Source organism: Cupriavidus sp. FW305-3-2-15-C-LB2, assembly GCF_058787575.1.
Window position 1 is genome coordinate 1 of record NZ_JBYSZW010000030.1, and the last position, 13,151, is coordinate 13,151.

Here is a 13,151-nt window from a genome sequence, read left to right on the forward strand (position 1 = left end):
ACCCAGTCCCACCCTGTAATATTCTCCGCCTTCCCTAGTCCGGCAAAAGGTTGCAACTTCAACCATTCCCCGAGTTCGTTTGCTCGCGTGGCAGTGACCTTCCCGTCTGCGGGAAGAATAATACGCCCGATACTCGGCTGCCCCGACAGCGGCTTCACAAGCTTCGATGAAAAGGACTTCATCTCGATGCCGACTCGATGAAGAGTAACACTCATACGGATCGTGCACTGATCGGAATAGGCCGGATTGTCGTATGGATTACCCGACGGATAATTTTCCCAGAGTTCCTGAAACGTTACCACCTTAAGCTGCACTTCCTTAATGGAGTTCGGTGTCGCGTTTGTTGTCACGATCGTTTTCTTATTGGGCATACCTCATACCTCTGTCTGTTTTGCTAGAGCGTCATCGCCCCAATAAATTGCGTACTCGTTGAGGTTCTTTGTATATATGCGAGGTAACTTGCGGCTTTCGTCTATACACCCGGAGAATGCCCGCCCGTCGGGCGTCGCGATGAAGTAGGGGTAGCCTTCCAAGGGTGTATTACCCGCTCGGACTCGGACTTGCTCGTCGTAGTCACCTGTCGCGGGCGAAGTCAGGTTCGAAGAGGCCAAGGACGCGGACGATGGCGGCGGCGGCGCATTGCGGCCTCCCCGGTTCACCTCAATAATGAAATCCATCCGCGAGTGGATGACAACCGGGTGAGTCGGGCACTTGCAATTGACTCGCGCACCAGTCACCAACATCTGTTTGCCATCTACATCGACGGCCGGATAACAGTCATTCATCACCGGCCCGCCCACCTTGCAGGCGGGGGCAGGTTGCATGGTCGCCTTCGACACCGACTATCAGGTCATGATGGAATATGCTGCGGCCCGTGGCGAAGAGTATGCCGCCCGAGCTTGTCTTGTCTCCGTTCCGGAGTGCGTAGCGAATATCCGGCATGACGGCCTCTTAGGCGCGCACGGAATAGTAGGCGGGATCGAGCAGGCCAAGGATAGACTTGTCTGCCGATTCGTGGAATTCCAGCGCCGTCACGGGACTGAACACAATGGTGTCCCCATTGCTCAGGGGGCTGCCGATGAGGGCCACCGGCACGCCTGCTGACTCGCACGCCTTGCCTGCGCCCGCCATAATCACCGCCGTACTGCCATCCTGGTAGGTCGCCACGTCGCCAACCCGGACGATGCGACGGCCATCGTAGCTTTGATTGCCGGAACCCGTCACGACTTCACCGCCGTTGGCGGTCTTCGCACCTTCGAATGCTGCAACGTAAATCTTCTTGGTTTTCCTGTCTTGCATCATTGATCCTCGGTTGGAAACGGCTGGTTTGCCGAATACCATTGAGCCGAAATCGGCAGTGGGGATCAATCAGACATGGCCTAAATTTGGGGATGATTTTTCAAAGGCTTTGCATGACGGCCGGGCGGTTTGAAGCCTATTGTTCGCGGGACGACCGCGACCGGCCTCCTGGCTGTGGGGCGCTCGGTGCGGCAGCCGCACGCTCGGCCTGCGCCCGCACTACCAGCTCCCCGATCGCCTGCGCGAGCCGCGTGTGGGCTCCCAGCCCCATCTTGTAGGCCGCATTGCGTGAGGGATACCCTCTCCCCGGCCCCTCTCCCGCAAGCGCGAGAGAGGAGAAACTCCTTGGACGGCTTTCACCTCATCCGGGTCCGCGCCCCAAACTCGCCACAATCCCCTTGCGGAAGGTCAGCACACATACGATGAAGATGATGCCCGTCACCATCGACACCGATTCACCGAGCCCGTTGAACCAGTCGATGTCCGTCACCGCCGCAAGGTAGCTGCCCAGTTCGCCCAGCTTGTTCTCCAGCGCGATCACAACAAACGCGCCGACGATCGGGCCGGTGAGTGTGCCGAGCCCCCCCAGCAGGGTCATCAGGATCACCATGCCGGACATCGACCAGTGCACGTCGGTCAGCGTCTCGAAGCCCAGCACCAGCGCCTTGATCGAGCCGGCCAGCCCCGACAGCGCCGCCGACAGCACGAAGGCCGTGAGCTTGAAGCGGTCGACGTCATAGCCCAGCGACACCGCGCGCGGCTCGTTCTCCTTGATCGCCTTCAGGATCTGGCCGAACGGCGAATGCACCGTGCGCACCATCAGCGCAAAGGCGGCCACGATGATCGCCAGCGCCACGTAGTACAGCGTCAGATCGTCCGACAGCGGCAGCACCCCGAACAGCTTGCCGCGCGGGATGCCCTGCAGGCCGTCCTCGCCGCCGGTGAACGGCGCCTGCAGGCAGATAAAGAACAGCATCTGCGCCAGCGCCAGCGTGATCATCGAGAAGTAGATGCCCTGTCGGCGGATGGCCAGCGAGCCCACCACGTAGCCGATCAGAGCGCCCGCACCGGTACCCAGGATCAGGCCGATTTCCGGGGTCACGCCCCAGACCTTCATGGCATGGCCGGCGGCGTAGCCAGCGCCGCCGAAGAAGGCCGCATGGCCGAACGACAGCAGCCCGGTATAGCCGATCAGCAGGTTGAAGGCACACGCAAACAGCGCAAAGCACATCACCTTGAGCACGAACACCGGATACGCACCGGCCAGCGGCGCGGCCAGCAGGCACGCCAGCACCACGCCGTACATCACCTGCTTTGGCAGGCGCCCCGCCGCCTGCTGCTGCCGCATGCCGATTGCGGCGATAGATTGTCCGCTCATCACTTCTCCTTTCCGAACAGCCCTGCCGGGCGCAACAACAGCACCACCACCATGATGACGAAGACAACAGTGGAAGATGCTTCCGGGTACAACACCTTGGCCAGCCCCTCGATCACGCCCAGCCCCAGGCCGGTCAGGATCGCGCCCATGATCGAGCCCATGCCGCCGATCACCACTACCGCGAACACGACGATGATCAGGTTCTGCCCCATCAGCGGCGATACCTGCATGACGGGCGCCGCCAGCACCCCGGCAAACGCGGCCAGCGCCACGCCGAAGCCATAGGTCAGCGTCACCATCCGCGGCACGTTGACGCCGAACGCCTCGACCACCTTGGCGTTCTCGGTGCCGGCGCGCAGGTAGGCGCCCAGCCTGGTCTTCTCGATCACGTACCACGTCGACAGGCAGACCGCCAGCGATGCCCCGACCACCCACACGCGGTAGTTGGGCAAGCGCATGAAGCCGAGGTCGGAGGCGCCCTGCAGCGCCTCGGGCGGTGCATAGGGCAGCCCGGACACGCCATAGACCGAGCGGAAGATGCCTTCGATCACCAGCGTGATGCCTAGCGTCAGCAGCAGGCCGTAGATATGGTCGAGCTTGTAGATCCAGCGCAGCATGGTCTTCTCGATCCCCACGCCCAGCGCGGCAACCGCCAGCGGCGACAACAGCAGCATCACCCAGTAGCTGAGGCCGGCATAGGCCATGCCGGCCCACGCCAGCACCGCACCCAGCATGAAGAGCGCGCCGTGCGCAAAGTTGATGACATTCAGCAGCCCGAAGATGACCGCCAGCCCCAGGCTCAGCATGGCGTAGAAGGCGCCGTTGACGAGCCCGAGCAACAACTGCGACAGCAGCGCCGGGAGCGGGATTTCAAACAGATTCATGAGTCGCTCCTTATACGCCCAGCAGTTCATGCAGCACCGGCATCCTGGCCTGCAGCTCACTGGCCGCGAAGCGCTCGACGATGCTGCCGTGCTCCATCACATAGAAGCGGTCCGCCAGCGGCGCGGCAAAGCGGAAGTTCTGCTCCACCATCACCACCGTGTACCCCTTCTGCTTGAGCATCAGGATCATGCGCGCAAGCGCCTGCACGATCACCGGTGCCAACCCTTCCGAGATTTCATCGAGCAGCAGCAGGTTGGCGCCGGTGCGCAGGATGCGCCCGACCGCCAGCATCTGCTGCTCGCCGCCGGAAAGACGCGTGCCCTGGCTCTGGCGGCGCTCCTTCAGGTTCGGGAACATCTCGTAGATATCGGATTCGCTCATGCCCTTGCTGGTGTCGGCGCCTTTCAGCACCGGCGGCAGCGTCAGGTTCTCTTCGCATGAGAGGCTGGAGAAGATCGCCCGCTCTTCGGGGCAATAGCCAATGCCGTAGTGCGCGATCTTGTGCGTGGGCAGGCTGATGGTCTCGTAGCCATTGACCTTGATCGAGCCCTTGCGCGCGCCGGTCAGTCCCATGATCGCGCGCAGCGTGGTGGTGCGGCCAGCGCCGTTGCGGCCCAGCAGCGTGACCACTTCGCCGTGGTTCACGGTCAGGTCCACGCCGTGAAGGATGTGCGATTCGCCGTACCAGGCGTGCAGGCCCTTGATCTCGAGCGCGGGTGTGTTGGATGTCGTCATATCGTTCCCCGGCCCTCTCAGTGCGCGCCCTGCAGTTCCGCGTCGGCGGTGCCCATGTAGGCCTCCATCACGCGCGGGTCCCTGGACACTTCCGCATACGGGCCTTCGGCCAGGATCGCGCCACGCTGCAGCACCGTGATCTTGTCCGCGATCGACGAGACCACGCTCATGTTGTGCTCCACCATCAGGATGGTGCGGCCCGCCGAGACCTTCTTGATCAGCTGCGTGACGCGGTCCACGTCCTCGTGGCCCATGCCCTGGGTGGGTTCATCGAGCAGCATCAGCTCGGGCTCCATCGCCAGCGTGGTGGCGATCTCCAGCGCGCGCTTGCGCCCGTACGGCAGGTTCACCGTCAGCGTTTGCGCGAACTCGGTCAGACCGACCTGCTCGAGCAGCTCCATGGCGCGGTCGTTGAGCACATCGAGCGAGCGCTCGCTGCGCCAGAACTGGTAGGCCGTGCCCAGCTGCCGCTGCAGCCCGATGCGCACGTTCTCCATCACCGTCAGGTGCGGGAACACCGCCGAGATCTGGAACGAGCGGATCATGCCCCGCCGCGCGATTTGCGCGGGTTTTTCGCGGGTGATGTCGATGCCGTTGAAAAGAATGGTGCCGGTGGTCGGCTCCAGGAACTTGGTGAGCAGGTTGAAGCAAGTCGTCTTGCCTGCGCCGTTGGGGCCGATCAATGCATGGATCGACCCGCGGCGGACTTGCAGGTTGACATCGCTCACCGCGGTAAAGCCGCGGAAGGCCTTGCCGAGGTTGCGGGTCTCTAGTATCAGGTCGTGGTGCATGGCCTTGACTCCGTGGCGCTGCCGTTTCGGTTGGAATCGCGCGGCATGCTTAGCCCGCCACGGGCAGCGCCGCGACCGCGTAGGCGTGGCGCAGCATGCGCCCCAGCACCGGGTCTTCCAGCTCGATCTCGAAGCGCTCGGCCGGGCGGATGCCGCCGATCGCGGGCAGCGTGCCGCACAGCATGGCCGAGCCTTCGCCAAAGTCGCCGCCATGGCCGCTGAAGCGCTGCAGCAGGTCCGCAGGAGAGCGCATGGCGGTCACCGGACCTTCCTGGTACAGCACGCGCTCGCCGTCGATGGTGGCGTAGGAGCGCAGCATCAGCCGGTCCCAGTGGCCTTCCACCTCGGCAAGGCGCCACAAGGCCGGGGCGCAGGGCTTCTCGCACATCTGCTTGGACACGGTGATGCCGTAGGTCTCGGCTTCGCGGTCGGTATGGTCCGAGGCAATGCCCACCAGGATTTCATCGCCGTCCCGGACCAGCAGGAACTCGGCTTCCCCGCTGCTGGCCTCGCCACTGACCTGGATCTCCGGGGCCGGCCCCAGGCGTTGCGCAGCGACGCGATAGAACACCGGCGTATAGGGCGGGCGCTTCACGCCCAACTCCTCCAGTTCGCGGATATGGGCTTCCATGGCTTCGACGTCGCGCCCGGTCCATCCCGCCACGATGAGCTGATGGATGGTGACGGTGCGCTGCGACTTGCCCTGGCAGCTGTCGAGTTCAAAGGTAAGGGTCTGCATGATCGGTTGCTCTCTGCAATGGGGTGGAGTGCCGGCTGGAATGCCGGCCTCGATGAGGGATGTGGGCTTACTTCCTGACCAGCGGGCAAGTGCTTGCGCTGAGCGGGCGGAACGCTTCGCTCGCGGGAATCACGCTCTTGATCTTGTAGTAGTCCCAAGGGCGCTTGGACTCCTGCGGCCGCTTCACTTCGACCAGGTACATGTCGTGCACCATCAGGCCGTCGGCGCGGATCGTGCCGTTCTTCGCAAAGAAGTCATTGACCGGGGTCTCGCGCATGCGGGCCAGCACGGCATCGCTGTCGTCGGTTCGCGCGGCCTGGATCGCCTTCAGGTAATGCGTGGTCGACGAATACACGCCGGCATGCACCAGGGTCGGCATGCGCCCGGTCTTGTCGAAGAAGCGTTGCGACCAGGCGCGCGTGGCGTCGTCGCGATCCCAGTAGAACGATGTGGTCAGCGTCATGCCCTGCGCGGCTTGCAGCCCCAGGCTGTGGATATCGCTGATAAACATGTGCAGCCCGGCCAGCTTCTGCTTGCCCGCGGTGTTGATGCCGAAGTCCGCGGCGGTCTTGATCGCATTGACCGTGTCGGCGCCCGCGTTGGCCAGGCCGATCACCTTCGCGCCCGAGGACTGTCCCTGCAGCAGGTAGGACGACAGGTCGGCGGAGTTGATCGGATGCCTGGCCTTGCCCTTCAGGGTACCGCCGACACTGGACAGCGCCTCGGTGCCGTCCTTCTCCAGCGACGCGCCCAGGGCGTAGTCGACCGTCAGGAAGTACCAGCTGTGGTCGCCGCGCCGGGCCAGTGCCTTGACCGTGTTGGCGGCAAAGGCGTAGGTGTCGTACGAATACTGGATGGTGTAGGGCGAGCAGTCTTCATTGCTCAGGCGCGTGGTGCCGGCACCGCTGGCGATGACGATCTTGTGCTTGAGCTTGCCCAGGTTGGATACCGCCAGCGCGACCGAGGACGGCAGGGCGTCCTGGATCACGTCGACCTTCTGGTTGTCGAACCAGCCGCGCGCCAGCGTGGCGGCGACGTCGGTCTTGTTCTGGTGGTCGGCGCTGACCACCTGGATGGGGGCGCCCAGCACCTTGCCGCCGAAATCGTCCACGGCCATCTGCGCGGCCACCACCGAGCCCTTGCCGCCGATATCGGAAAAGATCGACGACATGTCGGTCAGCACACCGATCTTGACCACGCCGTCGCTGATGGGAGCCGGGTCGGCTGCAGAAGCAGTCGCCGCGAACAGGGTGGCGCAGGCCAGTACGGCGGCGCCGGTACGGATATCAGGCATTGTTGTCTCCACTGTAGTTATGGGTACTTCTGTACTGCTGCGGGGGCTCAACCCCGCTCGTGCCGCAATGCCCCCTCGATGCCCATGCCGATGGCCAGCAGCCTGCGGTCGGACAGGTGGCGCCCGAACAGCATCAGCCCCACCGGTGCGTCGCCCGGGCGATGGCACGGGACCGACAGCGCGCACAGGTCGAGCATGTTGGCGATGGCCGGGTTGCGCAGCAGCAGCCGGTTGGTGCTGAAGAAGGCTTCGTCGTCGTCCAGGTCCGCGATGCGCGGCGCCACGACCGGCACGGTGGGCAGGACCACGGCATCGAATCCCGCCAGCTCGGCATCGGCCTGCCGGCACAGCTCGCCCCGGCGCTGCAGCATGCGCAGGTAGTCGGCGGCACGCTGCCCGTCAGCCAGCCGGATGCGCGACAGCACGCGCGGGTCATATCGATCGGCCTGCTCAGCCAGCAGGCTGCCGTGCCAGGCACTGGCTTCCGCTGCGACCAGGCCGCCGTTCGCGCCGATGCCGGCCAGCTGGTCCCAGCTGTCGAAGCTCACGTCCTGCAGCAGCGCGCCCGCCGCGGACAGCCGGCGCAGCGTGCGGCTGAAGACCTCGGCCACCTCGTCCGACATGCCTTCCAGCACCAGGCCGGTGGGCACCGCCAGGCGTAGCCCTGCCAGCGGCGCCGGCCCCGCGGGCGGCACCTCGCCCGCCATCACGGCATCAACTGCGGCGCAGCACGCCACAGTGTTGGCCAGGCAGCCCACCGAGTCATAGCTGGGCGACAACGGCACCGTGCCCTGCAGCGGCACGCGCCGCGCCGTGGGCTTGAAGCCGGCGATGCCGCACAACGCGGCCGGGATCCGGCACGAACCGCCGGTGTCGGAGCCGATCGCGGCCAGGGCCATGCCGTCGGTCACCGACACCGCAGCCCCCGACGACGAGCCACCGGGAATGCGGCCCGCCTGCCGGTCGTAGGGATTGCGTGGCGTGCCGTAGTGCGGATTGATGCCGACGCCCGAGTAGGCGAACTCGGTCATATTGGTACGCCCGACAAACACCGCCCCCGCCGCACGCAAGCGCGCAATGACCGGCGCGTCGGCACTGGCCGCACGCTCCGGCAGCACACGTGCGCCGGCGCGAGTCACGTCGCCCTGCACGTCGAACAGGTCCTTCACGGACACCGGCACGCCCGCCAGCGGGCCGGCCACGCCCTGCTCGCGCAGCATGTCGCTGGCCTGGGCCTGCTTGCGCGCCGCCATGCTCACGCCATGCGGGAATACGCGCGCGCCCTCGCCGCCTGGATTGCAGATACGTTCGACGCATGACGCCAGCAGGGACAGCGCGTTGGCGCTGCCCGCGGCAAGCTGGCGCTGCGCGGTTGCGATAGTCGCTTCCATGATCAGGCCGGGTCGTAGTAGTGGATCTCCAGCAGCATGCAGCCGCCGTCTGACTTGAACGGGCCATGGAAGGCGCCGGGCGGGCGGCAGGCGTAGGTGTTGGGGACGAAGGCCTCGCCGCCCTTGCCATTGGCGTCGTTGCCGACGGTCAGGTCGCCGCTGAGCAGGTAGACCTCTTCCCAGTACTCATGCACGAAGGGCGAGGTGGTGAACACGCCGGGCTGGAAACGCAGCAGGCGCGTACGGCTGCCGCTGCGGCCGTTCTCGTCCAGCGAGCCGGACAGGATCTTCTGCTGGATACCCGACGGATAGCCGTGGGGGACCTCCCAGCCGGACTCCAGGTCCAGGGGGTGGAACTCGTCGTGAAGTTTGGTGATTGCCATGTCGATCTCAGTGTTCGATGCGGGAATTGGGAAAGGTGCGGAAAGTCAGGCGGCCTGCGGCAGCTTGGCCAGTTCGCTTTCAAGGGAATAGCTGCCGAGCATGTTGTCGACCAGGCCGGATGCGTTCTGCCAGTCGTAGGTGCGATAGGCATGCCCCTTGGTGACAAAGGTGGCGCCGGCATAGAACATCTCGTACTGGTTGTGGCGCGACGCAAACTCGGAGCCGACCGCGTCCCAGGCGAGCTTGAAGAACTTGACGCGCTCTTCCGGGCTGCACACCGGCGACTTCTGCGTCTTGGCGATGATCCCGGCGAGCGACGGATTGGCGAAATCCTCGATGCTCGACGGCAGCATGATCATGCCGCCGCCGGCCAGCTCGCGCAGCGTGGCCAGCACCTTGCCGTAGAGCTGCTGGGTCACCACCTGCGAGCCGTACAGCATGCTGCGGTCCGGCACGAAGTAGCCATGCTTGCCGACCTGGCCCTTGGCCTCCATGCCGTAGACCCAGGCCTCGACCATGCCTGCTTCGGCGGCGAGCTGGCCCAGCATTTCCCTGACCTGCGGGAAGCTGTTGGTGCCGTTGATCTCGGTGATGCGGTGCGCCAGGCCCACCAGGAAACGCAGCTTCACCATCAGCCGCACCTGGCACTGGTAGTTCTGGTAGACGTGCGCCGGCGTGGCGTGGAATTGCCTGGCGCACAAGCCCACGTCGCCCGCGACGAAGATGCGCTCCCACGGCACCTTGACGTCGTCGAAATAGAGCACCGCGTCGTTCTCGTCAAAGCGGCTGGCCAGCGGGTTGTCGAACACCGAGGTGGCATTGGCTTCATACGACTTGCGCGACATCACCTTCAGGCCCTTGGTGTTCATCGGCACCGCGAAGGACAGCGCATACATCTCGTCGCCCTCGCGCAGCGGCTGGATGCAGCTGCAGAAGACCTCGTTGGCCATGATGCCGCTGGTCGCCAGCATCTTGGCGCCGCGCACGGTGATGCCCTCCGCGTCCTGGTCGACGATGCCCACCGCCAGGTACTTGTCTTCCTGCTCGTGCGCGGACTTGGACTGGTTGGCCTGCGGGTTGACGATCACATAGGTGAGGAACAGGTCGTTGTCGCGGGCATAGCGGTAGTAGTCGCGCAGCGCGCCGGCACGTGCCGGATCGGCCTGCTCGAAGACATCGATGCCCATGTACATGCCCGAGATGCAGGAAGCCACGTGGTCGGGCGAGCGGCCCATGAAGCCGTAGTGCAGTTCGGTCCAGGCTTCCAGCATCTGGCGGCGTTCGACCAGTTCGTTGTAGCTGGCCGGCAGCTCCCAGATCCGGCTGACGCGCCGGTCGGTGCCCGCCGGCTGGAAGGTCATCTTGTCGATATTGCCCGGCTGCGCCTGGAAGTCGTAGAGGTTGGCGTAGCTGCGGATCGAATTGCGGAAGGCCGGGTGGCTGGTGACATCTGTCACCCGCTTGCCGTCCAGGTACACCTCGCGGCCATCGCGCAGCATGGCGATGTGCTGGTTACCGGTCTTGATCATGTCGTTCTCCTGTGCTGACTGTCTGTTCTTGTGGATTCAGGCGGCGGCCGGGCTGTCTTCCAGTGCCCGGTACTTGCCGCCAAAGAAGATGAGGGGCCGGCCGTCCTGGCGGGCCTGGTGACGGACCACCCGCCCGATAAAGATCACGTGGTCGCCGCCGTCGTGCATGGCATAGGGCTCGCACTCGAAGGTGGCCAGCGCGTCCGGCAGCAGCACGTGGCTGTCCTCGTTGCGCTTGCTGAAACCGATGCCTTCCCACTTGCCGGAATTGGCCCTGGCGAAGCGGTTCGAGATATCCTGCTGCGCCTCGCCCAGCACGTTGACGGCATAGCGCCGCGCGCTGCGCAGGTCGCCCAGGCTCAGGCAGCGGCGGTCCACCGAGAACAGCACCAGCGGCGGGTCCAGCGATACCGAGTTGAACGACGCCACCGTGATGCCGACCGGCAGCCCTTCTTCGCGCGGCGCGGTAATCACGGCGACGCCTGTTGCAAACATCGCCAACGCATTTCTGAAGCGGCGCTGCGCTTCGGCGTCCACATTGACGCCCTGATCGACAGATGACTCAGCCATCACGACTCCTACGCAAGTGTTGTCACCAAACCTGTTATTTTGTTTATTTACCTTTGTAACTTAGGTTTTATTGAATGCTATAAAACAACGGCATTCAAGTTGGTGGAAACCCTAGAGTGCGGAGCCGGACAGCTCCCGAGGCGACTCAATGAAATCCGGAAACCGTTGCTGGACAAGTTTTTCCGGCTAGCGGACAGGTGGCGCCACGCGGCCTGAACTGCAGCTGTCCGCGCGTCAAGCAACCCTACCGGCAGCATGGCGCTGCCGCGAACGGCCGCTACCCGGTGCTAGACTCGGCCCCACTTTCCTTGACCAGCGGGTACGCTTTGCCCACGGTCGTCCCCACATCCGCCTCCAGGAATGAGCGCCATGCAATCCGAGCCGAACACCCTTCCGATCTACATGGACTACAGCGCGACGACACCGGTCGACACCCGGGTCGTCGAGAAGATGGTTCCCTACCTGCACCAGCAGTTCGGCAACCCCGCATCGCGCAGCCACTACTACGGCTGGCAGGCGGAAGAGGCGGTCGAGACCGCGCGCGCGCATGTGGCGGCGCTGCTGAATGCGGACCCGCGCGAGATCATCTGGACCTCCGGCGCGACCGAGGGCAACAACCTGGCGATCAAGGGCGCGGCGCATTTCTATCGCGGCAAGGGCAACCACATCATCACGGTCAAGACCGAGCACAAGGCGGTGCTCGATACCTGCCGCGAACTGGAGCGGCAGGGCTTTGAGGTGACCTATCTCGACGTCGGCACCGACGGCCTGGTCGACCTTGACGCGCTGCGCGCGGCCATGCGGCCGGACACCATCCTGGTGTCGGTGATGATGGTCAACAATGAGATCGGCGTGATCCACCCGGTCGCGCAGATCGGCGAGCTCTGCCGCGCAGCGGGGGTGGTGTTCCATTGCGATGCGGTGCAGGCCGCCGGCAAGATCGCCATCGACCTGGATACCCTGAAGATCGACCTGCTCACCGTGACGGCGCACAAGGTCTATGGCCCGAAAGGCATCGGCGCGCTCTACGTGCGGCGCAAGCCGCGTATCCGCATCGAAGCGCAGGTCCACGGCGGCGGGCATGAGCGCGGCATGCGCTCAGGCACCCTGCCAACGCACCAGATCGTGGGCATGGGCGAAGCCTTCAGGCTGGCAAAGCTGGAACTTGCGGAGGAAGCGCGCCGCGTGGGCGCGTTGCGCGACCGGTTGCTGGCGGGGCTGTCGCGGCTGGACGAGGTCTACGTCAACGGCAGCCTGGCGCACCGTATCCCGCACAACCTGAACATCAGCTTCAACTATGTCGAAGGCGAGTCCCTGATCATGGGCATCAAGGACGTGGCGGTGTCGTCGGGCTCGGCCTGCACCTCGGCTTCACTGGAGCCCTCGTTCGTGCTGCGGGCGCTGGGCCGCAGCGACGAGCTGGCACATAGCTCGATCCGCTTTACGCTTGGGCGCTACACCACCGAGGCAGAGGTGGACGAGGTCATCCGGCAGGTCAGCGAGACCGTTACCCGCCTGCGTGAACTGAGCCCGCTATGGGAGATGCACCAGGAGGGCATCGATGTCGGCACGGTGCAGTGGGCCGCGCACTAGCCTTTCTGCCGGCGCGCCTGCAGGTGTTCGAGATCCAGCGCGGCGCGATCGCCGTTGGCGACCAGCCGGTCGACCACCGAGCACAGCACCTTGAATTCGGTGCGGGAAACGCCGTCGAACAATACGTCGTTGATCTGCTGCTGCACCGGCAGCAGTTCATTGAGCAGACGGGTCCCGGCGGCGGTGATGGTCAGACGCATCTTGCGCTTGTCTTCGGGATGGGCCTTCTTGTCGATCAGCCCCAGCTTCTTGAGCTTGCCGGTCTCGATGGTGATGAACGGGCCGCTCAGGTGCAGATGGTCGGCGAGCTGGTTGACCGTCACCTCGCCTTGCTGCGACAGGTGCAGGATCGAGCGGATCAGCGAATACTGGACCCCCGTCAGGCCGATCAGGCTGCCAAAGCCGTCGCGCACGGACAGCAGGCGCGCGGCAAACGGCAGCAGGCCATTCACCAGGTGCCGGAATTCACGGTCCGAGCCGTCGACCAGGCACGCCGGATGCGTTACGGTCAGGTTCTTATTTGCAGGAGTCGTTGCCATCGGCGGTATGTCCACTTAGCTTTT

The 13,151-nt window shown here is 64.7% G+C and carries 14 protein-coding genes; 1 reads left to right on the plus strand and 13 read right to left on the minus strand.

Going from position 1 to position 13,151, the window contains the following annotated elements:
- From AC3WRR_RS20900 to AC3WRR_RS20955, 12 genes are all read right to left on the minus strand, one after another.
- Positions 1–371, minus strand: a 371-nt coding sequence (locus AC3WRR_RS20900) for a T6SS effector amidase Tae4 family protein (RefSeq protein ID WP_492298012.1), incomplete at its 3' end; no start/stop codon positions are given.
- 580 nt (positions 372–951) lie between these two features.
- Positions 952–1,368, minus strand: a complete 417-nt coding sequence (locus AC3WRR_RS20905) for a PAAR domain-containing protein (RefSeq protein WP_492298014.1) — start codon at positions 1,366–1,368, stop codon at positions 952–954.
- Between the two features lie 292 nt (positions 1,369–1,660).
- Entirely contained in the window at positions 1,661–2,605 is a 945-nt protein-coding gene (locus tag AC3WRR_RS20910) for a branched-chain amino acid ABC transporter permease (RefSeq protein WP_492298070.1), read from the minus strand.
- A gap of 71 nt (positions 2,606–2,676) precedes the next feature.
- Positions 2,677–3,561: a branched-chain amino acid ABC transporter permease gene (locus AC3WRR_RS20915; RefSeq protein ID WP_010813253.1), complete on the minus strand. Its 885-nt coding sequence runs from the start codon at positions 3,559–3,561 to the stop codon at positions 2,677–2,679.
- Between the two features lie 10 nt (positions 3,562–3,571).
- On the minus strand, positions 3,572–4,297 hold the full coding sequence (locus tag AC3WRR_RS20920; RefSeq protein WP_492298016.1) for an ABC transporter ATP-binding protein: 726 nt from the start codon (positions 4,295–4,297) through the stop codon (positions 3,572–3,574).
- A 17-nt stretch (positions 4,298–4,314) separates the two neighbouring features.
- On the minus strand, positions 4,315–5,088 hold the full coding sequence (locus AC3WRR_RS20925; RefSeq protein WP_439672436.1) for an ABC transporter ATP-binding protein: 774 nt from the start codon (positions 5,086–5,088) through the stop codon (positions 4,315–4,317).
- A gap of 49 nt (positions 5,089–5,137) precedes the next feature.
- On the minus strand, positions 5,138–5,827 hold the full coding sequence (locus tag AC3WRR_RS20930; RefSeq protein WP_492298017.1) for a DUF2848 domain-containing protein: 690 nt from the start codon (positions 5,825–5,827) through the stop codon (positions 5,138–5,140).
- Positions 5,828–5,894: 67 nt separating this feature from the next.
- Positions 5,895–7,121 carry an ABC transporter substrate-binding protein gene (locus AC3WRR_RS20935; protein ID WP_011616637.1) on the minus strand — a complete coding sequence of 409 codons (1,227 nt, stop codon included), beginning with the start codon at positions 7,119–7,121 and terminating at the stop codon, positions 5,895–5,897.
- Positions 7,122–7,168: 47 nt separating this feature from the next.
- Positions 7,169–8,512 carry an amidase gene (locus AC3WRR_RS20940; protein ID WP_010812509.1) on the minus strand — a complete coding sequence of 448 codons (1,344 nt, stop codon included), beginning with the start codon at positions 8,510–8,512 and terminating at the stop codon, positions 7,169–7,171.
- Between the two features lie 2 nt (positions 8,513–8,514).
- Entirely contained in the window at positions 8,515–8,895 is a 381-nt protein-coding gene (locus tag AC3WRR_RS20945) for a cupin domain-containing protein (RefSeq protein WP_492298019.1), read from the minus strand.
- 45 nt (positions 8,896–8,940) lie between these two features.
- Entirely contained in the window at positions 8,941–10,425 is a 1,485-nt protein-coding gene (locus AC3WRR_RS20950) for a 4-hydroxyphenylacetate 3-hydroxylase family protein (RefSeq protein ID WP_010812511.1), read from the minus strand.
- 36 nt (positions 10,426–10,461) lie between these two features.
- The gene (locus AC3WRR_RS20955) at positions 10,462–10,995 is read right to left on the minus strand and encodes a flavin reductase family protein (RefSeq protein ID WP_492298021.1); all 534 of its coding nucleotides are present in this window, start codon (positions 10,993–10,995) and stop codon (positions 10,462–10,464) included.
- Positions 10,996–11,364: 369 nt separating this feature from the next.
- On the opposite strand from AC3WRR_RS20955, the gene AC3WRR_RS20960 reads away from it, so the two are divergent.
- Entirely contained in the window at positions 11,365–12,588 is a 1,224-nt protein-coding gene (locus AC3WRR_RS20960; RefSeq protein WP_492298023.1) for an IscS subfamily cysteine desulfurase, read from the plus strand.
- Here the strand turns inward: AC3WRR_RS20960 and AC3WRR_RS20965 are convergent.
- Positions 12,585–13,127 (minus strand): MarR family winged helix-turn-helix transcriptional regulator, encoded by a 543-nt coding sequence (locus AC3WRR_RS20965; protein ID WP_010812514.1) that lies wholly within the window; start codon positions 13,125–13,127, stop codon positions 12,585–12,587. The genes AC3WRR_RS20960 and AC3WRR_RS20965 overlap by 4 nt on opposite strands.
- Positions 13,128–13,151 lie beyond the last annotated feature (24 nt).

Coding starts and splice junctions, on each gene's coding strand:
- AC3WRR_RS20910 (WP_492298070.1), bottom strand. CDS start 2,605: ATGTACGGCGTGGTGCTGGCGTGCCTGCTGGCCGCGCCGCTGGCCGGT.
- AC3WRR_RS20915 (WP_010813253.1), bottom strand. CDS start 3,561: ATGAATCTGTTTGAAATCCCGCTCCCGGCGCTGCTGTCGCAGTTGTTG.
- AC3WRR_RS20920 (WP_492298016.1), bottom strand. CDS start 4,297: ATGACGACATCCAACACACCCGCGCTCGAGATCAAGGGCCTGCACGCC.
- AC3WRR_RS20925 (WP_439672436.1), bottom strand. CDS start 5,088: ATGCACCACGACCTGATACTAGAGACCCGCAACCTCGGCAAGGCCTTC.
- AC3WRR_RS20930 (WP_492298017.1), bottom strand. CDS start 5,827: ATGCAGACCCTTACCTTTGAACTCGACAGCTGCCAGGGCAAGTCGCAG.
- AC3WRR_RS20935 (WP_011616637.1), bottom strand. CDS start 7,121: ATGCCTGATATCCGTACCGGCGCCGCCGTACTGGCCTGCGCCACCCTG.
- AC3WRR_RS20940 (WP_010812509.1), bottom strand. CDS start 8,512: ATGGAAGCGACTATCGCAACCGCGCAGCGCCAGCTTGCCGCGGGCAGC.
- AC3WRR_RS20945 (WP_492298019.1), bottom strand. CDS start 8,895: ATGGCAATCACCAAACTTCACGACGAGTTCCACCCCCTGGACCTGGAG.
- AC3WRR_RS20950 (WP_010812511.1), bottom strand. CDS start 10,425: ATGATCAAGACCGGTAACCAGCACATCGCCATGCTGCGCGATGGCCGC.
- AC3WRR_RS20955 (WP_492298021.1), bottom strand. CDS start 10,995: ATGGCTGAGTCATCTGTCGATCAGGGCGTCAATGTGGACGCCGAAGCG.
- AC3WRR_RS20960 (WP_492298023.1), top strand. CDS start 11,365: ATGCAATCCGAGCCGAACACCCTTCCGATCTACATGGACTACAGCGCG.
- AC3WRR_RS20965 (WP_010812514.1), bottom strand. CDS start 13,127: ATGGCAACGACTCCTGCAAATAAGAACCTGACCGTAACGCATCCGGCG.